The sequence below is a fragment of the Nonomuraea sp. JJY05 genome, from assembly GCF_043496855.1.
Classification (GTDB): Bacteria; Actinomycetota; Actinomycetes; order Streptosporangiales; family Streptosporangiaceae; genus Nonomuraea.
Window position 1 is genome coordinate 49,897 of sequence record NZ_JBIEIS010000047.1, and the last position, 19,828, is coordinate 69,724.

General features: G+C 69.3%; 22 protein-coding genes and 1 pseudogene. 11 read left to right on the forward strand and 12 right to left on the reverse strand.

Translation table 11 applies throughout. The features are described from left to right. Positions 1–275: 275 nt before the first annotated feature. Complete coding sequence (locus ACFKCF_RS49200; protein WP_394502633.1) at positions 276–632, reverse strand: hypothetical protein; 357 nt, start codon at positions 630–632, stop codon at positions 276–278. 142 nt (positions 633–774) lie between these two features. Between ACFKCF_RS49200 and ACFKCF_RS49205 the strand changes: the two genes are divergently transcribed. The 3 genes from ACFKCF_RS49205 to ACFKCF_RS49215 all read left to right on the forward strand — a co-directional run bounded on the left by ACFKCF_RS49205 (position 775) and on the right by ACFKCF_RS49215 (position 2,569). Then, a complete protein-coding gene (locus ACFKCF_RS49205; RefSeq protein WP_394502635.1) occupies positions 775–1,332 on the forward strand; it encodes a YceI family protein in 558 nt (185 codons plus the stop codon). A gap of 63 nt (positions 1,333–1,395) precedes the next feature. Further along, positions 1,396–1,977: a dihydrofolate reductase family protein gene (locus tag ACFKCF_RS49210; RefSeq protein ID WP_394502709.1), complete on the forward strand. Its 582-nt coding sequence runs from the start codon at positions 1,396–1,398 to the stop codon at positions 1,975–1,977. A 4-nt stretch (positions 1,978–1,981) separates the two neighbouring features. Next, positions 1,982–2,569 carry a dihydrofolate reductase family protein gene (locus ACFKCF_RS49215; protein WP_394502637.1) on the forward strand — a complete coding sequence of 196 codons (588 nt, stop codon included), beginning with the start codon at positions 1,982–1,984 and terminating at the stop codon, positions 2,567–2,569. 332 nt (positions 2,570–2,901) lie between these two features. On the opposite strand, the gene ACFKCF_RS49220 is transcribed toward ACFKCF_RS49215, so the two are convergent. After that, positions 2,902–3,114, reverse strand: a complete 213-nt coding sequence (locus ACFKCF_RS49220) for a hypothetical protein (RefSeq protein WP_394502638.1) — start codon at positions 3,112–3,114, stop codon at positions 2,902–2,904. 28 nt (positions 3,115–3,142) lie between these two features. Between ACFKCF_RS49220 and ACFKCF_RS49225 the strand changes: the two are divergent. The 3 genes and pseudogenes from ACFKCF_RS49225 to ACFKCF_RS49235 form a co-directional block, all read left to right on the forward strand. Continuing rightward, positions 3,143–3,466: pseudogene (locus ACFKCF_RS49225) on the forward strand (Tn3 family transposase); the annotation flags it as partial. A gap of 184 nt (positions 3,467–3,650) precedes the next feature. Continuing rightward, positions 3,651–4,394, forward strand: coding sequence for an ABC transporter ATP-binding protein (locus tag ACFKCF_RS49230; protein WP_394502640.1), 744 nt, complete (start codon positions 3,651–3,653; stop codon positions 4,392–4,394). Further along, positions 4,388–6,844, forward strand: coding sequence for an FtsX-like permease family protein (locus ACFKCF_RS49235; RefSeq protein WP_394502645.1), 2,457 nt, complete (start codon positions 4,388–4,390; stop codon positions 6,842–6,844). The genes ACFKCF_RS49230 and ACFKCF_RS49235 overlap by 7 nt, the downstream gene beginning before the upstream one ends. 489 nt (positions 6,845–7,333) lie before the next feature. Here the strand turns inward: ACFKCF_RS49235 and ACFKCF_RS49240 are convergent, their stop codons facing one another. From ACFKCF_RS49240 to ACFKCF_RS49250, 3 genes are all read right to left on the reverse strand, one after another. Then, complete coding sequence (locus ACFKCF_RS49240; protein ID WP_394502647.1) at positions 7,334–7,492, reverse strand: hypothetical protein; 159 nt, start codon at positions 7,490–7,492, stop codon at positions 7,334–7,336. A 73-nt stretch (positions 7,493–7,565) separates the two neighbouring features. Next, positions 7,566–7,793 (reverse strand): hypothetical protein, encoded by a 228-nt coding sequence (locus ACFKCF_RS49245; RefSeq protein ID WP_394502649.1) that lies wholly within the window; start codon positions 7,791–7,793, stop codon positions 7,566–7,568. Between the two features lie 262 nt (positions 7,794–8,055). Continuing rightward, positions 8,056–9,534, reverse strand: a complete 1,479-nt coding sequence (locus tag ACFKCF_RS49250) for an MFS transporter (protein ID WP_394502651.1) — start codon at positions 9,532–9,534, stop codon at positions 8,056–8,058. A 65-nt stretch (positions 9,535–9,599) separates the two neighbouring features. On the opposite strand from ACFKCF_RS49250, the gene ACFKCF_RS49255 reads away from it, so the two are divergent. The 3 genes from ACFKCF_RS49255 to ACFKCF_RS49265 all read left to right on the forward strand — a co-directional run bounded on the left by ACFKCF_RS49255 (position 9,600) and on the right by ACFKCF_RS49265 (position 12,460). Continuing rightward, the gene (locus ACFKCF_RS49255; RefSeq protein ID WP_394502653.1) at positions 9,600–10,580 is read left to right on the forward strand and encodes a helix-turn-helix transcriptional regulator; all 981 of its coding nucleotides are present in this window, start codon (positions 9,600–9,602) and stop codon (positions 10,578–10,580) included. A gap of 226 nt (positions 10,581–10,806) precedes the next feature. Continuing rightward, entirely contained in the window at positions 10,807–11,691 is an 885-nt protein-coding gene (locus ACFKCF_RS49260) for a DUF2268 domain-containing protein (RefSeq protein WP_394502655.1), read from the forward strand. Between the two features lie 10 nt (positions 11,692–11,701). Continuing rightward, positions 11,702–12,460, forward strand: coding sequence for a MerR family transcriptional regulator (locus tag ACFKCF_RS49265; RefSeq protein WP_394502657.1), 759 nt, complete (start codon positions 11,702–11,704; stop codon positions 12,458–12,460). Positions 12,461–12,610: 150 nt separating this feature from the next. Here the strand turns inward: ACFKCF_RS49265 and ACFKCF_RS49270 are convergent, their stop codons facing one another. Then, positions 12,611–13,756 carry an MFS transporter gene (locus tag ACFKCF_RS49270; protein WP_394502659.1) on the reverse strand — a complete coding sequence of 382 codons (1,146 nt, stop codon included), beginning with the start codon at positions 13,754–13,756 and terminating at the stop codon, positions 12,611–12,613. Further along, on the reverse strand, positions 13,753–14,016 hold the full coding sequence (locus tag ACFKCF_RS49275) for a hypothetical protein (RefSeq protein WP_394502661.1): 264 nt from the start codon (positions 14,014–14,016) through the stop codon (positions 13,753–13,755). The genes ACFKCF_RS49270 and ACFKCF_RS49275 overlap by 4 nt, the downstream gene beginning before the upstream one ends. Before the next feature lie 356 nt (positions 14,017–14,372). Here ACFKCF_RS49275 and ACFKCF_RS49280 point away from each other — a divergent pair, with 356 nt between their 5' ends. Then, positions 14,373–14,849: a hypothetical protein gene (locus tag ACFKCF_RS49280; RefSeq protein ID WP_394502663.1), complete on the forward strand. Its 477-nt coding sequence runs from the start codon at positions 14,373–14,375 to the stop codon at positions 14,847–14,849. A gap of 275 nt (positions 14,850–15,124) precedes the next feature. Here the strand turns inward: ACFKCF_RS49280 and ACFKCF_RS49285 are convergent, their stop codons facing one another. From ACFKCF_RS49285 to ACFKCF_RS49305, 5 genes are all read right to left on the reverse strand, one after another. After that, positions 15,125–15,292: an HIT domain-containing protein gene (locus ACFKCF_RS49285; protein ID WP_394502710.1), complete on the reverse strand. Its 168-nt coding sequence runs from the start codon at positions 15,290–15,292 to the stop codon at positions 15,125–15,127. Between the two features lie 277 nt (positions 15,293–15,569). Next, positions 15,570–16,079: a hypothetical protein gene (locus ACFKCF_RS49290; protein WP_394502664.1), complete on the reverse strand. Its 510-nt coding sequence runs from the start codon at positions 16,077–16,079 to the stop codon at positions 15,570–15,572. A gap of 12 nt (positions 16,080–16,091) precedes the next feature. After that, the gene (locus ACFKCF_RS49295; RefSeq protein ID WP_394502666.1) at positions 16,092–16,382 is read right to left on the reverse strand and encodes a DUF4253 domain-containing protein; all 291 of its coding nucleotides are present in this window, start codon (positions 16,380–16,382) and stop codon (positions 16,092–16,094) included. A 642-nt stretch (positions 16,383–17,024) separates the two neighbouring features. Further along, complete coding sequence (locus tag ACFKCF_RS49300) at positions 17,025–17,408, reverse strand: hypothetical protein (RefSeq protein ID WP_394502668.1); 384 nt, start codon at positions 17,406–17,408, stop codon at positions 17,025–17,027. Further along, positions 17,405–17,857 (reverse strand): MarR family winged helix-turn-helix transcriptional regulator, encoded by a 453-nt coding sequence (locus tag ACFKCF_RS49305; protein WP_394502670.1) that lies wholly within the window; start codon positions 17,855–17,857, stop codon positions 17,405–17,407. The genes ACFKCF_RS49300 and ACFKCF_RS49305 overlap by 4 nt, the downstream gene beginning before the upstream one ends. Positions 17,858–18,032: 175 nt before the next feature. Here ACFKCF_RS49305 and ACFKCF_RS49310 point away from each other — a divergent pair, with 175 nt between their 5' ends. Then, entirely contained in the window at positions 18,033–19,784 is a 1,752-nt protein-coding gene (locus tag ACFKCF_RS49310) for an FAD-binding oxidoreductase (protein ID WP_394502672.1), read from the forward strand. Positions 19,785–19,828 lie beyond the last annotated feature (44 nt).

Genomic DNA, 19,828 nt, shown 5'->3' on the forward strand with positions numbered 1-19,828 from the left:
CGGCGCAGGTGACGGTCGGACTCGCCGCAGCCGAGAAGGCGGCGAACGTCAACTGGTCGATGACCGACGAAGCGCGGTCGGCCAGCAGCTTCGCCGCGGCGACATCGGCGACCAGGTGGGCAGGTACCACCATCCAAACGAGCCGCAAACCCTGGCGCGAGCGTCTTGCACAGCTCACTGGGGACCATGCGCCCCATTGTGCCGCGTGGTCCCTCCGTGGCGAATCCGTACTCCCTCCGTGGCGGCCCAGCGATCCGCACGGATGCTCCGGACCGTCACGGCAGGCCAAACTCGAGGCAGCGCACGGACAACGAGAGGCAACCATGATCGAACACGCCACCTACGTGGCCGAAGCGGCGCCTGGCCCAGCCGATCACCTCGGCCCTGGCCGCCGCCGACAGCACCCCGCCGGTCGGCCACCGGTGCGACGGCGTCAGGACCAGCGCGTCGGCGTCGGCCCGGTCCAGGGCGTCGACCTGAACGCCGTCCGGACCCACCGGGATGCCGACCACGTCCAGTCCCGCGACCCCGGCCGGCACCCGGGCATCGTCGCCGGACGACGGGCCCTCCAGGGCGAGCCGCCTGGCGCCACGCCGCGCGCTTACTTCGCGGACGCGCACATGCGCCGCCATCGCCGACCACGATCGGGGTCTTGTGACATCGGCGGCATCATCCCAGAAATCTGGGATTCAACCCGGCTGGACGATCTCGCATGCCGGGCGCGTATCAGTATTCGCCCGGGCAGGCCGGGCCGCGCAAAGGGAGCCCTACGCCATGATCACCATTGATAGCACCCTCGCCGCCGGCGCCTGGGTCGGCGATCCCGTTCATTCCGACATCTCCTTCAAGGTCCGCCACATGGGTGTCGGCAAGGTCAGGGGGAAGTTCGAGCTCGCCTCGGCGGCGCTGAGCGTCGGCGAGGGCGGCGGCCAGGTGAGAGCCCTCATCGACCCCGCCTCGGTGCGCACCGGCAACGAACAGCGCGACCAGCACATCCGATCGGCCGATTTCCTGGACGTGGAGAAGCACCCGCAGATCGAGTTCACCTCGACCGAGGTGCGCGGCTTCGACGGCGAGACCTTCATCCTGGTGGGCGAGTTGACCCTGCACGGTGTCACCAGGACCGTCGAGCTGGAGGCCGAGTTCCTCGGAGTCGTCGACGACCCGTCCGGCGCGAAACGGACCGGGTTCTCGGCGACCACCACCATCAGCCGTGCCGCGTTCGGCGTCGACATCCAGCTCGGCTTCGGCGCCGGCAACGTCGTGGTCGCCGACACCATCGAGATCGCCATCGAGATCGAGTTCACGACCACCGGACCGGACCCGCGATGACTGTCGTGGCAGCCCGTGGGACGTACTGAAAGGACCGCAGACATGAGTAAGACCGTGCTGTACATGTCGATGTCGGTGGACGGGTTCATCGCCGGGCCGAACGCGGCGCCGGGCAACGGGCTCGGCGACAAAGGGCATCGGCTGCATGAGTGGTTCCTGCCGGATGCCGACGCCGATCATAGAAGCGAACTCGACCACCTGGCGGGCGCGAACCGTCAGGTCATGGACGAGGTCATGGCCGCCGGGGCGGTCGTCGTCGGCCGGCGAACGTTCGAACTCGCCGACGGCTGGGGCGGCGACCACCACGACGGCGTGCCGATCTTCGTCCTGAGCCGCCGGCAGCCCGATCCCAAGCTGCAATGGCCCGGGGTCACTTATGTGAGCGACATAACGGCCGCCATGAACATGGCCAAGGACGTGGCCGGCGACATGGATGTACTGGTACACGGAGCCCGTACCGCTCAGCTGGCGCTTGCCGCCGGCGTCCTCGACGAGCTGCAGATCCACCTGGTCCCGGTCCTGATCGGACAGGGTGAACCGCTTTTTGAGGACATGTCGCCCGACCACATCGAGCTCGAACTGCTCCGTGCCGCCGACGGGCCGGGCGTGACGCACCTGCGCTACCGCGTCAGAAAGGGGGATTGAGGCGATGGCGCTCATCCGGCTGTACATGACCATGTCCCTGGACGGTTACGTCACCGGGCCGCAGGACAGCCCGGACACCCCGATGGGAATCGGCGGATTCCGGCTTTTCGACTGGCTCGACCGGCGCAATGCCCCGGGACCCAGCAGCCAGGTGTACACCGAGGCGCTGGCCACCCGCGCCCTTATCGCCGGCCGCCGCACCTACGAGCACGCCGACCGCTGGCAGGGCGACCATCACGACGGCGTCCCCATCTTCGTCCTGACCCACGACGTCCCGGACGACCCGCCGCCGGGCAGCGTCCGCTACGTCACCGACGTCAGCGAGTGCGCCGCACAGGCCCGCGCGGCGGCCGGGGACGGCGACGTGATGGTGCACGGTGCCGGGGCAGCGCAGGCGCTGCTTCGGGCGGGGCAGCTCGACGAGCTCGAACTGCACCTCGTACCGGTTCTGCTCGGGCAGGGGCGCCGGCTGTTCGACGATCTGCCGGCCGAGCACATCGAGCTCGACCTGGTCCGCCGGTTGGCCACGCCGCAGGTGGAGGACCTCACGCAGCGTGTCATGCACCTGCGCTACCGCATCCGCCGCCCGTGACCCGCGAGTACCGCCTACGCGGTACTCGCTGGAGGCTGACCAGCAACTATCCCGCCCATATCCCACTTCTGCCCTGAACCGCGCCTCGAAGGAACCCGCGTGGTAGCCGGGCCTGGCGTACCGTCGGGCTCATGACGGCCCCCCGTCGTCGCTGTTGCCCTCGGCTACCACGACAAGACCACCATTCGGCTCCTCAACGAAGGTGGCGGCGCATGGAACCGCTACGCCGCCGGGCAACACGGACGGTCACCATCGAGCTCCACGGAGCCGACAGCTCGCGACAGTTGAACAGGCGAGAGACCAGTACCTCGGAAGGTGCGCCGTCCGCCGTATCAGGGTGTCTCGCGCCGAAGGACTTCCTGCGGCAAGTCGGCGATCGCGCCCCCCAGGAGTGGTCCGTTCAGCAGGTCGGCGGTGAACGTCACGTCGGTGAGGCGGGCCGCCATCGCGAACATCCGCGCGAGGCCGTGTTCGGACAGGTCGTCGTACTGCTGGCCCCACTCCTCGTCCGAGCTCGCTTCCAGGGGCAGGCCGAACTCGCGCATGAGGCCCGCGAGCCGGTCCGTGTCGGACGCCCTGGCCCGGCGGATCTTCCGCGGCCAACGCGGTCACCTGTACCAGCGCTACCACGAAGGCCTGGAAGACCAGCTCGGCGCACTCGGCCTGGTCCTCAACGCCTTGGTGCCGTTCAACACCCCCTACATGGACGCCGCCGTGGCGCGGCTGCGAGCACAGGGCTTCGACGTGCGCGATGAAGACATCGTCCGTCTTTCGCCCTTCATTCACGCGCACGCGAACATGCTGGGCCGCTACTCCTTCGCCCTGCCTGAGCTGCCCGGAGGCCTGCGGCCCTTGGGAGGCCCCGGCGAGGTTCATGGCGATGAGATCAACGGCTGACAGGCCTGCCACCTCGCAATTCAGCCACGGATCGGCTGCGAGGACTCGACGGTGACGTCGCATACAGCGTGTCTCCCGGCCCAGGTCAATGGGAGCGTCCGGGACCGGAGGTAGTGCTGGGACTACCGGCGTTTCTCGCCTCAGCGCCCATGTGCCAAGATCCCCGCGCCGGTTGGATTGAGGCATGACATCGACAGATATGGTCCAGTTGTGGTCGGTGAGCAGGGTGTACGGCTCCGGCGACCAGGCGGTGGCAGCGCTGGACGCCGTGACCACGGGATTTGCGCCGGGCACCTTCACCGCGGTGATGGGCCCGTCCGGCTCGGGCAAGTCCAGCTTGCTGCACTGCGCCGCCGGGCTGGACCGGCCCAGCGACGGCAAAGTCGTCATCGACGGCACTGACCTCGGCACGCTGACGGAGAACGAGCTGACGCTGCTGCGCCGCGCGCGGGTCGGGTTCGTCTTTCAGTCCTTCAACCTGGTCTCCGCCCTGACCGCGGAGCAGAACGTCGCCCTCCCACTCCGCCTGGCGGGGCGCCGCCCCGGCGTGGAGCAGGTGCGTGCGGCGCTGGCCGAGGTCGGGCTGGCCGAGCGGGCCAGGCACCGGCCCAGTGAGCTGTCCGGCGGCCAGCAGCAGCGCGTGGCGATCGCCCGCGCGCTCGTCACCAAGCCCGCGGTGATCTTCGCCGACGAGCCGACCGGCGCTCTGGACACCACGACCTCGCGATCCGTACTGAAGCTGCTGCGCGGGATCGTAGATCGCCAGAATCAGACCGTGATCATGGTGACGCACGATCCGGTCGCGGCCGCGTACGCCCACCGAGTGCTGTTCCTGGCCGACGGCCGGGTGGTGGACGAGCTCACCGGAGCCCTCGGGCCGGAGACGATCGCAGCCCGGATGGCGAGCCTGGAGGCAGCGGCATGCTGAAACGGGCCAAGCAGCATGTCGCAGCGCCGCGCACAGCGTGGCAGGTCCAGGGCGCGACAGGCCGCCGGGGGCGCGGTGGCGGTTCACTCGCCCTGGCCTGGGATCTGGCGCGCGGCCGTTGGGGCAGCCTGGTCGGCTCCTTCCTCGCGCTCGGCCTGGCGGTCGGCATCCTGTCCATGACGGGACTGGTCTTCACCTCCGCCCAACCTCAGGTTCCCGCCCGGTACGCAGGGGCGGCCGTCCTGGTCAAGACACCCTCCACCGGCGGAGAGGTCAACGGCTTGTTCTACCCGGACAAGCCCTGGTCGCCCGAGCAGGCCCGGTCCCTGGCCGAGCGGCTCGGCCGGATCCCGCAGGTGGCGGCGGCCGTGCCCGACCGGGCCTTGTACGCCCAGGCGGTCATCGGCGGCAAACCCGCAGCGGGTGACACCCAGGGATACCTGTGGCCCAGCGCCGCGCTCGCACCGTACCGGCTGGCCGCGGGCCGGCCCCCGGCCGGCCCCGGTGAGGTCGTCGTGAGCCGCGCGCTCGGGCTGGCACCCGGCCGGCAGGTGACCGTACTCACCGCCGACGGACCGGCGTCCTACTCGGTGTCCGGCACGGTCGCGGGCCCCGGCTACTACTTCGCCCAGGCACGGACCGGCGGGGTGCGAGTCATCGGGCTGGTGGCCGAAGCCGGTGCAGACGTCGCGGCGATCAAGCGTGCGGCCCGAGCCGTCGTCGGCGCCAAAGGACTGGTCCTGAGCGGTGAGGCCAGATCGGCGACCGAACCTGTGGCAGACGTTCAGACACGGTGGTTCGGATACCAGGTCCTCAGCGGCATGGCGATCCTGGTGGCGTTCACGGCTGTGTTCATCGTGGCCTCCACCTTCGCGTTCGGCGTCGCACAGCGGCGCAGGGAGCTGGGGCTGCTACGGATGGTGGGCGCGACCCCACGCCAGATGCGCGCCCTGATGCACGGCGAGGCGCTGGTGATCGGCGTGGCAGCCGCCGCGGTCGGGGTCGCTGTCGGTACGGCGTGCGCTCCCGGCTTCGGCCAGACCCTCGTCGATCTGGGATTCCAACCGCGGAGTTTTACCGTGGAGATCCGGCTGTGGCCGATGCTCGCATGCTTCGCCGCCGGGCTGGCGGTGGCCCAGCTCGGCGTATGGGCGGCTTCGCGCCGGGCCGCGAAGATGGCGCCGCTGGAGGCGTTGCGCGAGGCCGCGGTGGACGAACGCCCGATGACGGCCGGCCGGTGGGTGTTCGGAGCACTGTTCACCATCGCGGGGGCGGTGCTCGGTGTCTTCATCGCCGGTGAGTCCGACAGTGTGATCCAGTACTCCTTCTACGCGGCGGGATTGCTGATCGTCGGGCTCTCGCTGCTCGCACCCGCGGTCATCCCGCCGCTCGTGCGCGCCGTGTCGTGGCCGGTCCGCAGCGGAGCGATCGGCATGCTGGTGCGCCAAGGCGCACTGACCGCTGTGCGGCGCACCGCCTCGACAGCGGCGCCGGTGCTGGTCACGGTCGGTTTCGCGGTGCTGGTCACCGGGATGGTGGAAACCAACGTCGGGGCCAACGGGCTGCGCCGTGCCGCCGCCGTCCAGGCGCAGTGGGTGCTCGCGCCGCAGGACACACCGGGCCTCACCGACGCCGCGGTCTCGGCCGCGGGAGGCTCCTCCACGCTGCCGACCACCGTCTACACAGGCGACAGACCCTTCAGCGCGATCGGCGTGGCAGGCCGGACCAAGGCGGACGTGATCGCCGGAAACCTGCAGGACCTACCAGGCGGCCAGACGATGGCCGTGGCCGAGTGGGCCGCTCGCGAGCGCGGCTGGCGCGTCGGCACTGCCGCGCCGGTGGTGTTCGAGGACGGGCGAAGCTTGCGGCTCACCGTGGTCGCGGTGCTCAAGAAGGCCCCGGCCGACATCCTGCTGACCCGCCAGACTGTACGCGACCACGATCCATCAGCACTGACCGAGCCCGTCTACCTCGCCACTCCCACTGCCGTCCCGGCGGACACCGCAGCCGTCATCGAGAAGGTCACCGACCGGATGGCGAGCATCGAGGAACATGAAGACGAACTGGTCTGGGTCTTCGTGCTCATCCTGGTCGGGCTGTCGGTGGGCTACAGCGCCATCTCCATCGCCAACACGCTGCTGATGGCCACCGCCAACCGGATCACCGATCTGCGCACGCTGCGGCTGTCGGGCGCGACCACCGGCCAGGTGCTGCGGACCGTCGCCCTCGAGTCGACCCTGGTGGTCGCGATCGGCGCGCTGCTCGGCATCGCGGTGGCCGTGACGGCGCTGGTCGGCATCACCACAGGACTGACCAACATGATCGGCATGACCGTCAGCATGATCCTTCCCTGGTCGATCATCGGCGCGGTCATCGGCATCTGCCTCCTGCTCGCCGTCGCCGCCTCGGTCATCCCAGCCAGAACCGCGCTACAGCCACCCCGCCCGTAGCGACATGGCAGCTCGGGTCACGCATGGCCTGGCCGTCAGAGATCACAAAGGTTGAGAGTACAGAGCGGCACCGCTTTGATGATCTTGCGTTGGTTGACGGTGTACGGCCTGGACACGACTCCTGGCCGTTGTCTCCACCCCGGGCTTCACCGCTTGCGTGCGGCGGGGTCGCGCCCAGCCTGCCAGCAGGCGAGGCAGCAGCCGGGCGGTGCCGGTACGCCACCCGATCACGTCGACCGGGCCCCCTTTACGCCCTACCCGGGCTCGCTGGTTCGGCACGATGCAGCGACCGGGTGCGGTCGGCCTCGACCGGGCGGCGCTTGAGCCGACGCAACGGGTCCTCTGCGATCCAGCCCTGGTCCCGCCACCACCCACTCGCCGAAGCCGGCGCGTTCAGGCGGGCGTTGACGGTGGCCGCCGAGCGCGATCCCCACTGCTCGATGAACCGGGCGGCGACCCGGTCTGCCGCCACCTCCCCTTCCAGAGCGGTCACCGGCGTAAAGGGCCGAACCTCGCGACCAGGGCGCGCAGCGCAGTGGCGTAGGACCGGGCAGTGTTGAGGTTGGACATCCCGGCGAGGAACCGCTCGACCGCGTCCTTGAACACCGGCGCCTGCCGTTCGGCTCCGATCCTTTGGACGACCCCCACGACCGCCGCAGCGCTCTATCGCAGATGATCGCCAAGTATCTGCGGTCAACCGCGCTCGACGGTGGTCGCGGTCTCAGCCGCCAGTGCTGTCCGAGCTACCTGGGTCACAGCCGATCCCGTCCGCGCCGGGCATGGGGTACTGGCCGGCGTGATCCGTCGGACCGTAGTACGGCAGATGGCGGCCCCGGGCCCGACGCCTGGGCACGGGAGCCTTGCGGAACAGCAGTGACCACGCCGAACGGACGGCGATCGCCGCAACCGCGAGCAGCATCAGGGCGGCTACCGCTGTCGAGACGGTCATCGGCCCCCTCCTCACCCTCTATTGATCAGGTTAGCCAACCGCGAGGGCCGTGCCGGTGGAGGTTCAGGTCCACCGGCGACAAGAAGCCATCCATCTCCGGCGACGTCTTGCGCATGCTCCACGGGCACGACGACGCCCTGGCACCGGCCAAGGGCTTGCGGCAGCTCGGCGAGATGCCCGCCCTCCCCGACGGCGGCGTGGACGAGGAGGGGGTGTAGACCTCAGTGCCGCAGATGCACCGGGCGTACCCGGCATGGGTTCTCTACTCAGCGTGCTCGACTGCGGCTTTCGGGAGTGCGAGCATCACGAGTGCCGTGATCAGGTAGAGCGCGGCGGAGACGATCAGGACGATGCTGAGCGCGTGACTGTAGTCGGGCAGCACCGGTGCTCCGGTGGCTGAACCGGTGACGGCGGTGAAGAAGATCGTGCCGAGGACGGCGATGCCGACGGCGCCGCCGATCTGGTTGACGGTGGAGAGCACTCCGCCGGCGGCGCCTGCGTTGCGTCCGGGGACGCCTGCGAGGACGACGTTGACGAGAATGGGTGCGGCGAGACCGAGCCCGAGGCCACCGATGAAGAGCGCGAGGGCGAGGAGCCAGTACCCGGGATCGTTGCCGTCCTTGACCATGGACCACAGGACGAGGTGGGATGCCGCGATGATGAGCGAGCCGGTGATCAGGAGCGTTCTGCCCGCCTTGGCGGCGAGAGCGACGCCGAGGCCGGAGGTGATGATCGAGCCGAGCGCGTACGGGAGGATCACCAGGCCGGTCTCCCATGCGGTTCGGCCGGTTCCGTTCTGGAGGTAGATCGAGAGGGTGAGAAAGTACGACCCGATGCCGCCGAAGAAGAGCACCGAAGCGCTCAGGCCGACTGCGAAGGCGCGGATCCTCAGCAGAGCCGGGTCGAAGACAGGTTCGTTTCCGCGTCCGGTGAGGCGGCGCTCGTAGGCGAGGAAGATCGCCAGCACGATGATTCCGGCTGCGAGGAGGGCGTAGCTGGCCCAGGTCCATCCCCATGTCTCGGTCTGGATGATCGGCAGCAGCAGGAGAAGGATGCCCGTGGCCGCGAGGAGCGCGCCTGGGAGGTCCAGTGGCCCGGTCGAGGCAGAGCGGGACTGCGGCAGTACCTTCGCGCCGATGATGAGCGCCAGCATCGAGACGGGCACGTTGATCCAGAAGATCGTACGCCAGCCCAGGTCGAACAGGTTGGCATCGACGAGCAGTCCGCCCAGCAGCGGACCGGCGACCGAGGCGAGGCCCTGGACCGCTCCGTAGACGCCGAACGCCTTGGCGCGCTCGCCCGGAGCGAACGATGCCCGGACGATCCCGAACACCTGCGGGACCATGATCCCGCCGGTCAGTCCCTGCCCGGCCCGCATGCCGATGAGCATCCCCGGATCGACGGCCAGCGCGCACAGCGCCGAGGTGACCATGAACCCGGCCAGCCCGATCATGAACAGCCGCTTGCGGCCGTACTGGTCACCGAGCCGTCCACCGGTGATCAGGCCCGCGCCCAGGGCGAGGGTGTACGCGGCGATCGTCCACTGGATCTGGGCGTCGCCGGCACCCAGGTCTTGGGCTATCGCCGGGGCCGCGACGGTGACGATCGTCGCGTCGAGAAGGTCCATGAAGGAACCGAAGAGCACCACCAACAGCGCCATGGTCGCGCCGGCGCCGGCGATGAGTGTCGGAGATGCCTCAGCGGTGCGGGTGCCCTCTCGAGGGCTCGGTGAATCGGTCATGTCGGCCACCATCGTCGGCATAGTTGCCATCGAGTGACCGCTATCGGTGAGAACATCGGAGAATCATGGCTGCTACCTCCGCGCGGACGCTCAAGCTGCTGTCGATCTTCGGGATCGGTACGACCCTGACCGCCGAGGAACTCGCCGCCCGACTCGGAGCGTCGGTGAGAACCGTGCGTCGCGATATCGATACGCTCCGGGACCTCGGGTACGAGATCGAGGCCATCCGCGGAGCGGGTGGAGGATATCGGCTCGGTCGCGCCACCCGCCTGCCGCCGGTCGTATTCGACGAAGACCAGGCCGTCGCCACGGCCGTCGCGCTCCAGACCGTACCGACGATCCTCTCCGGCATCCACGAGAACGCGGCCCGTGCTCTCGCCACGCTGCACCAGGCGATGCCCGCGCGCAGCCGCCTGCACGCCGAAGCGTTCACCGTCTCCTCGGCCCGCAACTACTGGGAGTTCCCCGCGCCACCGATCGACGCCGAGATCGTCCGCGCCGTTGGCAGCGCGATCAACCGGCAGCACCTCGTTCGCGTGGACTACACCGGCGACGGCGAGCCCGTCACGCTCACGCTGGAACCGCACGACCTCGTGGTCTGGGCCGCACGCTGGTACCTGGTCGCCTTCGACCCGGATGCGGACCGATGGCGCGCGATGCGCGTGGACCGCATCAAACCACACCTGCCCACGCACACCCCCTTCGACCGCCGTGGCATCCCGCACGGCGATCCCGTCGCCTTCGTCATGACCGCACACGACCGCGGAGACGCCGCCGCCGAATGGCCATGCCGCGGCTCAGCCATCGTCGCCCTGCCCGCCTCCACCGTCGCCCGGTTCGCCCCCGGCGGATCGACAGTCGGGTACGACACCGAAACCACGTGCCGGCTCACGCTCGGCGCATGGTCATGGCCAGGACTGGCAGGACTGCTCCTCACCTTCGACGCCGACATCACAGACATCGAACCGGCCGAACTCCGGCAAGCCCTGCACTCGCTGCGGGCCCGAATCAGCAAGGGCCTCGGACCCGACCGACCTCACCGGTGACCTGCGCATCTGGCGTGGGACCGGTGCCGGGGGCGGAGCGCCTGATTGTCGCGACCGGCTTTGCCGGCCGGGGTTCCAAGAGGTACACCGCCCCAGTGCCTGAGAGACGTCGCGGCGGCGAACCGCTGGTCATGACGGGACCGGGTGACGGCATGCCGACCGTACGTCGACGACGAGCGCCGCTGGTTTGACCTTGACGCTGCGTCAACTTCTAGCATCGGGGGCCATGTCGATCACTGTTCTTGACACCTACTCCGCCATGCGGCGGATCCTGCAGGCCCCGGTCGCGGACCGCGTTGACCTGCTGCGTTCGATGCTGGAGCCCACCAGGGGCATGTACCGCTACTACCCCGGCGAGGTCAACCTGGTGGCCATGCACCTCGAAGCGTCCGGGTTCCCCGTCGACCGCGACGAGGAGCGTTGCCTCGACGCGCTCGAAACCCTGGCGGCGGCCGGAGCCTGGGAGCGGATGCGACGCGCTCTCGACGACGCTCTCACCGTACTGCTGGAGGCGACGCCGGGGCTGGAGGTCCCGGACATCGCCGTGCTGTTCGTGCTCGGCGATCCGGGTGACGAGCACTTCATGGGTCCCTGCCAAGGAGTGACCGGGTTCGGCGGCATCTCGGGCCACATCGTGATCACGCTCTGGCCCTTCCCCGAGAACGTGGAGCGGCTGGAGGCCACCGCCGTGCACGAACTCCACCACAACCTGCGGTTCGGCCCGGGCGGGGTTGTGTGGGACCCGATGACCGTCACGGTCGGCGATCACATCGTCTCCGAGGGCCTGGCGGACGCCTTCGCCCGGCAGCTCTACGGCGACGAGCTCGGCCCCACCCGCATCGGCGTGCCGCACCTGCACGACGACGAGATCTTCGGCAAGGTACTCACCGGGCTCGACGTGACAGGCATGCACAACTTCACCGCCTGGGTGCACGGCGACCCCAGCGCCGAGCGCTTCGGCCTCACCCCGGTGGGACTGCCGATGGGCGCCGGGTACGCCGCGGGCAACCGGCTGGTCGACACCTACCTGGCGGCGACCGGGCAGACGGCGGCGCAGGCCCTGCACTCCGAAAGCTCGGAGATCATCGCAACCACGCTCCGCCGCGGGTAACACTGGAACGATGGAGTGGACGATCCAGGAACTCGCGACGAGGGCCGGCATCACCAGCCGCACGCTGCGTCACTACGACCGCTTCGGGCTCCTGGCCCCGTCCCGGGTCGGCGCGAACGGCTACCGCTACTACGACCACACCGCGGTCGCCCGGCTCCAGCGGATCCTGCTCATGCGCCGGCTCGGCATGGGCTTGCCGGCCATCGCCGAGGTCCTGGCCGACGAGGTGGACACGTGTGACGGTCTCCGCGCCCACATCGCGGCACTGGAAGAGGAACGGGACCGCATCGAACGGCAGATCCGGTCCGTGCGTCACACGCTCGAGGCGCTGCAGGCGGGGGCGGAACCGCGGATGGACGTCATGTTGGCGGGGTTCAACGACCGCTACAAGGACGAGGTGGTCTCCCGCTGGGGCGAGCGCGCGTACCAAGTGAGCAACGACTGGTGGCACGGCAAGACCCTTGACCAGCAGCGGGCCTGGAAGCAGGCCACCGAGGACCTCGTCGCCGCATGGGTCGTCGCAGCGAAGGCCGGGGTTTCTCCGACATCGGAACACGCTCAGTCACTGGCTGCCCGGCACGTCCAGTGGCTGAGCCGGATCCCGGGCACCCCCACGGCCGAGGGCGACCGGGAGCGCTCGATCGAGATGGTGAAAGGCCTGGGGGACATGTACGTCGACGACCCCCGCTTCGCCGGCATGTACGACGACGCCGCGGGAGCGACGTTCGTCCGCGACGCACTGCGAGCGTACGCGCGGACCCGGATGTAGCTCGTGTGGTTCGGCACTGCTGTCGTGGATCTCACGCCCGATCAGGCCCTATCGGCGGTAGAACTGCCCGAACGCGGAGATTCGCACTTTCCGTCGCGGTGGTCGTAGTCGGTGCCGGGCAGGTCGAAGGAGCGCGCCGGGTCACCTGGATCACGAGGGGCCTTCGGTGGGGAGCTGGACACGGCGGAAGATCCGCCACAGGACCAGGTCGTAGAGGCTCTTGGCGGTCCCGGCGATCAGGAACGGCCAGGCCAGACCGAGGGGCTGCAGCAGCCCGGCCAGCGCCGGACCGGCCGGGCGCGTCAGGTAGCGGGCGGTGTTGGTGACGGCGGCTGTGGTGGTGCGCTCGGTGGGCGGGACCATGGCCATGACGTAGGCCTGGCGGGTGGGCACGTCCATCGAGGACAGGCAGGCGCGGGCCAGCAGCAGGCCCGCCGCCACTGGGAACCCCGGGGCGAAGGCGACGCCGACGAGCAGCAGGTTGCTCGGCAGGTGGGTGAAGACCATGGTGTTCAGCAGCCCGATCCTGGCCGCGATGACCGGCGCGAGCAGGAAGGAGGCGGTCTGCAGGACGGCACAGCCCGCGAACAGCAGCCCGATGCTCGCCGGCTCAGCTTGGTAGCGGACGCCCAGCCAGTAGGCCAGGTAGGCCTGCACCACGAACCCCCCGGCCAGGCTGTCCACGGCGAACAGCGCCGCCAGCCGGACCACGAGCGGGCGGGGCCGGACCGGCGCGGAGACCTGAATCGAGGTCACCTCGAGCGAGGCGGGCAGCCACAGGGCCAGCAACGCGCCGGTCACGCCCACGGCCAGCAGCACCCCACCGAGCAGCGGCCGCGAGGGCGGGAGTGCGCCCAGCAGCGCGCCGACCGACCCGGCGATGGCGGCGACGGCGTTGTAGAGGCCAAAGCCGCGCACGGCCACGCCACTGCCATCCAGCATGACCTGTTCCACGGTGGTGAACGGACCGGACTCGACCACCTCGACCGACAGCGCGCCGGACAGGGCGACCAGGCTCAGCAGCCACACCGGAGCCCCGACCGCGATCATCGACCCGCACAGGGCCAGGGCAAGGTACAACACGGCGTAGGAGCGGCGACGGCCGAACCGGTCGCCCCAGCGGGCCAGGGCGATGCTGGCCAGCGCGCCCCCGGCCATCACGGCGGCCAGCACGAGACCGACCCCCGCGGCCTGCAACCCCTCGGCCCGCAGCAGCGTGGCGAGCTGGACGGCGGCCAGGCCGTACGCCAGACCGCGTAAGGCCTGCGCCGCGAAGATCAACCGCGCGGCACTCACGCGAGCTCCCTGCGGAGCAGCGACCGTCCGCCAAGGTCAACAGACCGCACCAGGCCCGGCGGGTTGACGGTGTCGAACCTGGGCGCGGGCGGACCGTCTTTGAGCGCCAGGGCTTCGTCCGGTGACTCAGCAAGAACGATCTTTCCCGCTCCCTGGACAGAGGCCCGGACGGCTCCGGTGAATGCACGCATGACGTTGCTTACGACCGCCACGGACGGGACTTCGACCAGATCAGCGATACCAAGGAAACGAGCGTCCATCCCGGTCATGATCGCACATGCCCGCCCCAAGCACCCGCTCACCCTCGAGGAGATCGACCTCCCCACGGCGTCCTTGAGCGGTGTTACGAGCGCGTACACATTTACGCAGCTCCGAACGGTGCACCCGAGGCGGCCCGGCGCCTGGCCGGGCGTCGAGCGCGAATGCGCCTCACGAAGAAAGGGGGCCGGGGAGTTTCGGCCTTGGATGCCGAGTGGACCTGCCGCTGTCTTGACGTGCGGCGGGTAGCGGCCGACCGGTCGCCGGGAAGGATGCCGGCACTCCCTACGGCCGCCCGGTCGGCGGGTACCGGCCGCCGCGGCACCCTGCTGGCGTCGGCATCCGGCACTATGAGGTGGTGGCGGATCTGCTGTGGGAGGAGGTCAAGGACCTCTTCGATACCGAGATGAACGGCGTGCTGCCGGACGTATGCGTCCCGGACACCTCGACCGAGGACTGGCAGGCGGTCTTCGATCTCGTACGCTCGAAGGGCTGGCGGCACGAATACTCGGTCGACGGGATCCCCCTCCGGCTGCCGGCCGCCGAACTGGTGCTGAGCCTACGTGATGAGGCGAGTCCTCGCCTGAAGGTCTGGCCGCACCCTGAGGTCCTGGTGATCTTCCGTCCGTACGCGGAGGAGAGCGTCGACTTCGATGTCGACCTCCGCGAACTGCAGGGCCAAGAGCGCTTGGACGTGCTGTGCGCTTTCCTGCGGGCGATCGGCGGCCGTCTCGGCAAACCTGTGGTGATGACTCCGGAAGGAGGACCGGAGCACCCTGTGCTCGGCTTCGACGTTACGACCGGCCGTGTGGTGCTGATGGCCGAGCTGCGATGATTGCGCTCCATCCCGGCCCGCCCACCGTTCCGCATCTCTTCCCCTCACGAAACCGGTGGCGGTCATCGTCGATCTGATCCGGCAGGAATGAGCGTTCAACGAGGTGTCAGGTGGCGCACCAGCCAGGTGACAGCGGCTTGGGGCCGCAGGCTACGATGCCGCGCAAGAGATGACGCCGCTCTGCAGCGGTGAGAGGAAACTCCGGCCCCAGCCCCGCCTTGGGGGGAGGCGCGCAGCTTCAGGCCGCGCGGAATGTCGTCGCCAGGCGGGACCGCTCAGAGATGAGGGCCGAGGCGCTTGGCGATCCTGTCGGTCTCATCGAGGTCGAGACGAGGGACCTCGCCCGAGCGCGTGCCGCCGTCGGGCAGAGTGCCGGCGACATGGAAGTGAACGTGGGGGACGGTCTGGTGCGCGGGCGCCCCGTTGTTCTGCCAGACGGCGATGCCCCCGGGGTCGGCTTGGTCGCCATCGTTCGACGTCCGGGTCGCCGACGTCGGCCTGCCTGCGGCTGCTCGGTGGTGTGATGCGCCAACAGGACGGCCGCTATCAGCCGGCGGTCGTAGGGATGGCGCGGCCCGACCCTCTCGCCGAACGGTAGGCGACGGCGACGTTGTTGCACGAGATCAGGGTGTCGGAGTGGTCGGGCCGCCCATCATCTGCGTCGTCGGAGGGTCGGTCGGTGGCCGGAGCCGTTCGCAGGTGTGGCTTCGTACGGCTCGATCAGTAGTAGCCGTGGATGGTGATGGAGTTGAAGGTGCGCTTCTCGCCGTTGGGCTTGGCCAGCACGATGCGGCCGAACAGGTCGTCGATGTAGCCGTCGAAGAATCCGTCGTCCTCGTTGAGCTGGCTCCAGGTCGCCACCATGTCGAACTCGGCCGAGAGACCGTTGTCCCCTGCGGCACTCCAGGTGACCGGCACTGAAACGAGGCTGTTGTCGAAGGCGGGGTCCTCGCCGATGACCTTGGCGGAGAACTCGTCGCCGGGATGATCGATGATGGCCTGGGCCTCCTCGCGGCTCATGGCCACGTCGATGCCGAGGTGGACGTTGATGTCCCCGCCAAGTTGTATCCGGTCGAGGCTGAAGCACATGACGAAGCCGCTGCCGCTGTTGCACACGTTCACGGGATTCGGCTCGGCCGAGGCGGGGTTCGTCAGGAAGGCGGCGGTGGTGGCGACGGCGGACAAGACAATCAGTAGCCTGCGGATCGGGGAACGGTTGACGGTGTTCATGGGATGGCTCCTTCAGCCGGGGCGGCCCGGAGTTGCTGATGGTTCTTCCCTTTCTGCGTTCCATCGCGTTCCACGCCGTTCTCCCTCAAGAGCCGGTCCAGGGAGGGGCACCATGAGGGTGTCGCCTTCGCGGAGGTAGTCCAGCGCTGTAGGCGACAAGGGTGTGAGGGTGGCTGTTCTGCATATGTTGTCCGGGCCGAAGGTGAGGTGCTCGGCTGCGACATGGAGCGCCTCCTGCAGCGTCGAAGGCGGGGCCGCGATGCTCAGGTACAGATCGGCGAAGCCGACGACCACGGTGCCCACCGGTCCTCCCGGCTGCGTAGGACGGCGGCGATCTCACCAGTGTCGTCGGTGTAGTTCAGCGGCGGCCAGGGCCTCCGCACCCCGGCCGGCTGCCTGTGGCCGGCAAGAAGTCGGCAAGACCGCCGAGCCGCCCGAGCTCGCCGCCTGCCACGCGTTCCTGACCGAAGGCGACACCCTGGTCGTGCCCGGCCTGGACCCGCTACGGCCGCTCTCATCCCCATGGTCGGCGAACTCCGCAAGAGAGATCGGCTTCGCCTCTCGTTCCAGTCCGTGGACGTGCCCGAGTGCTCGTCTGCGACGAGCTCGTGCGAGATGAGGTCGGAGACCGGCCCATGGGTGTCGTAGGCAGGGTGTCCAGGGCCTTTGACGCCTCGGGAGTGGCTGTGATGGTCGTAACCAGAGGGGCAAGTTGGTCTTTGGTGGATGTTGCTTGGGAGGCGGCGAGGCCGGCCGCCCGCTTCCTCTCACCAAGGACGTCTGCCATGACCTGGCTCCTTACCGAGTCGGGAAGAGGACCCGGCAGGGACGTTGCGCACGCCAACCCGCTGATCGTTTCCGGTCACAGCGCCAGGTGACGCTTCCCTCACGACGGGCTGTTTCGCGAGTGGTCGGTCATGGGCGCCGTGACCAGCCGGCTGAACGTCAATGTCGCCCATGCCGAGCCTCAACCTCGGCCCCGGTACGGCAGGCCACGAGCTGACTGGGCCAGGCCGGGATGTAGGCGACCTCGCCCTGCTGCCAGTCCAGGAGCTGACCGACGAATTCGTGGAACTGCGCGGCCCGCAGAATACGAGCGGGCAGCGGGCCGGCCAGGCTGACCTCCTCGTGCACCTGCTTGGCGACGCCGAATCCGGCGGTGACCTTGTCCATGCCGATGATGGAGGCGATGACGATCCGGCCGACTCCTGCCTTCTGACCGGCCTCGTGCAGGTTGCGGGTCGCCGTACGGAAGAACTCCGTCGCCGCCTCCTGTTCGGAGGCGTGCCACGACGCGACGTCAATGATGACCTCGACCCCTGAGGTCATGAGGTGCCGTGGTGGTCGACGAGGCGGGTGAGCAGGTCGATCAGATTCTGCCGGTCGGCCGCGGGCAGCGGGGAGAGGAACTCGTCCTGGGCGGCGGCGATCAGCCGGTCGAGGTGGGTGAGTTGGCTTCGGCCTGCCTCGGTGATGGTGATGATGTTGCGTCGGCGGTCTTCCGGGTCGGGTGCGCGGTCGAGGAGTTGCCGCTCGGCGAGGTCGTTGACGGTCGCCACCATGTCGCTGCGGTCGATGCCGGTGCGGCGGCCGAGGGCGGCCTGGCTGGCCGGGCCGTACTCCTCCAGCGCGGCGAGCAGGGAGTAGTGGTAGCGCCGAATGCCGGCTTGGGCGAGCGCTTGATCCACGATCCGGTTGGCGGTCTGTGCTGCCTGGTTGGTCAATCTGCTCGGCAGCGTGCGCAGCCGCTGCGGCGGCGGCCCCTCTGGGGTGTTCACGGAGACAATCTAGCAACTTGTTGGCCGCACCCACGATTCCATGTAATGTTGGTTGCACCAACGTTGGTCCGTCCAACATTTATAGGGGTGATCTCTCATGATCAGAGTGGCCCGCCAGCTACCGAAGCCCTTTGAGAAGACGCACAACTGACATCCTGGAAGGCGAATAACTGACATGCCGGCTACGAACTCCGCCACTGACGCGCTCCAGACCCCCGTGGGAGTCTGGACCGGTCTGATGCACCATGACGACCAGGCCGACCCCTTCACCCTTTCATTCGCACCCGACGGCACGATTGCGCTGCGCACCCCCCACAGCGTGGGCACCGGGGTCTGGAACGCGGATCGGCCCGGCCGGTTCTCCTACGAGCTCACCGAGCTTTCCACTCCGGCCGCAGCCCGGTCGGGCCATGTGCAGATCAAGGTCGAGGCTCACCTCGATGGGACTGTTTACCGCGGGACCGGCACCATCGGGGCAGGCACCCCCGACGGCACCATCTCGGCCACGTTCACCGGCGACCGCCTCGACGGCGGGCAGGCCACCTGGCACGACGTGGTGAGCCTGGGCGCGTCGATCCGGGGGCGCACGCTCTACCCCGGTGACGAGGGCTTTGAGGAGGCCTGCTCCGGCTGGTTGCTGACGGTCGACCACCGGCCCGCGGCGGTCGTGGTCGCCGCCGCCGACGACGTGGCCGCCGCCGTCCGGTTCGCGGCGCAGGCAGGACTCCCTGTCGCGGTGCAGTCGACCGGGCACGGCAAGTCGGTGCCCGCGGATGGAGCCGTGTTCATCGCCACCGGGGAGCTGCGCGAGCTGTCGGTGGACCCGCGTGCCGGCACCGCGAGGCTCGGAGCCGGGCTGCGGTGGGGTGAGGTGCTCACCGCGGCGGCCGAGCACGGCCTCGCGCCGCTGTGCGGCTCCTCCGGCCAGGTCGGGGTGATGGGCTACCTGACCGGCGGCGGGCTCCCGCTGGCCGGCCGTACGTACGGCTTCGCCGCCGGCTACGTCCGATCGCTCGACATCGTCACCGCCGATGGCCTGCTCCGCACCGTCTCGCCCGCCCAGGAGCCCGACCTGTTCTGGGCGGTACGGGGTGGCAAGAGCAACTTCGGTGTCGTGGTCGCGGCCGAGATCGAGCTGCTGCCGCTGCGCACCGTCTACGGTGGTGAGCTCTACTACCCGGTCCGAGACGCCGGGCACGCCGCCCGGGTGCTCGGCTCCTACCTGGCCTGGGTCAAGGAGCAGCCGGAGGAGATGTCGTCCTCTGTGACGCTGCTGCGCTTCCCTGACGTGCCGCAACTGCCCGAGGAGTTCCGCGGCCGCTCGTTCGTACAGGTCCGGGTGGTCTACATGGGGGAGGAGGAGCAGGGCGCGCGGCTGGTGGAGCCGTTGCGTGCGCTCGGCCCGGAGAAGGACACCTGCGCCACCAGGCCGTACACGGAGATCACCGAGATCTACCAGGACCCCAAGAACCCGGTCATGGCCCACCTGCGCAGCGCCTTGTTGCACGAACTGGACGACGAGGCCGTGGAGGAGCTGGTCTCGTTCATCGACCCGTCGAGGTCCGGTGGGCCGTTCCCCGGCCTTGAGCTACGGCATCTGGGTGGGGCGCTGAACCGGGCGCCCGGCCGCCCGCACGCGGTCAGCACCCAGGGCGCGGCCTTCCACCTGTGGTTGCGGATGCCGGCTCCGGCCGAGCAGGCCGACGTGGTGCGCAAGGCCGCCGACGAGGCGCTGGAGCGGCTACGGCGGTGGGACACCGGCGCCATGCTTCCGGGGTTCCTGTTCGACCACGACTCGGCTCCCGAACGGGTGAAGCGGGCCTACGCCGAGGCGGACTACCTGCGGCTGGCCGCGTTGAAGGCGAAGTACGACCCGAACCAACTCTTCCGTGTCAACCACAACATCCCGCCGTTCACCGGATCCTGAGCGGTGGCGGTGATCGAGCCCGCCGAACCCGCCGTGCCGCCGGC

Bases quoted from the DNA above. Each gene is read 5' to 3' on its own strand.
- ACFKCF_RS49210 (WP_394502709.1), top strand. From the start codon at position 1,396: ATGTCGATGTCGGTGGACGGGTTCATCGCCGGGCCGAACGCGGCGCCG.
- ACFKCF_RS49250 (WP_394502651.1), bottom strand. From the start codon at position 9,534: ATGACCGATTCACCGAGCCCTCGAGAGGGCACCCGCACCGCTGAGGCA.
- ACFKCF_RS49220 (WP_394502638.1), bottom strand. From the start codon at position 3,114: ATGCGCGAGTTCGGCCTGCCCCTGGAAGCGAGCTCGGACGAGGAGTGG.
- ACFKCF_RS49275 (WP_394502661.1), bottom strand. From the start codon at position 14,016: ATGGACGCTCGTTTCCTTGGTATCGCTGATCTGGTCGAAGTCCCGTCC.
- ACFKCF_RS49310 (WP_394502672.1), top strand. From the start codon at position 18,033: ATGCCGGCTACGAACTCCGCCACTGACGCGCTCCAGACCCCCGTGGGA.
- ACFKCF_RS49265 (WP_394502657.1), top strand. From the start codon at position 11,702: ATGGAGTGGACGATCCAGGAACTCGCGACGAGGGCCGGCATCACCAGC.
- ACFKCF_RS49205 (WP_394502635.1), top strand. From the start codon at position 775: ATGATCACCATTGATAGCACCCTCGCCGCCGGCGCCTGGGTCGGCGAT.
- ACFKCF_RS49260 (WP_394502655.1), top strand. From the start codon at position 10,807: ATGTCGATCACTGTTCTTGACACCTACTCCGCCATGCGGCGGATCCTG.
- ACFKCF_RS49300 (WP_394502668.1), bottom strand. From the start codon at position 17,408: ATGACCTCAGGGGTCGAGGTCATCATTGACGTCGCGTCGTGGCACGCC.
- ACFKCF_RS49245 (WP_394502649.1), bottom strand. From the start codon at position 7,793: ATGACCGTCTCGACAGCGGTAGCCGCCCTGATGCTGCTCGCGGTTGCG.
- ACFKCF_RS49215 (WP_394502637.1), top strand. From the start codon at position 1,982: ATGGCGCTCATCCGGCTGTACATGACCATGTCCCTGGACGGTTACGTC.
- ACFKCF_RS49290 (WP_394502664.1), bottom strand. From the start codon at position 16,079: ATGAACACCGTCAACCGTTCCCCGATCCGCAGGCTACTGATTGTCTTG.
- ACFKCF_RS49255 (WP_394502653.1), top strand. From the start codon at position 9,600: ATGGCTGCTACCTCCGCGCGGACGCTCAAGCTGCTGTCGATCTTCGGG.
- ACFKCF_RS49200 (WP_394502633.1), bottom strand. From the start codon at position 632: ATGGCGGCGCATGTGCGCGTCCGCGAAGTAAGCGCGCGGCGTGGCGCC.
- ACFKCF_RS49235 (WP_394502645.1), top strand. From the start codon at position 4,388: ATGCTGAAACGGGCCAAGCAGCATGTCGCAGCGCCGCGCACAGCGTGG.
- ACFKCF_RS49230 (WP_394502640.1), top strand. From the start codon at position 3,651: ATGACATCGACAGATATGGTCCAGTTGTGGTCGGTGAGCAGGGTGTAC.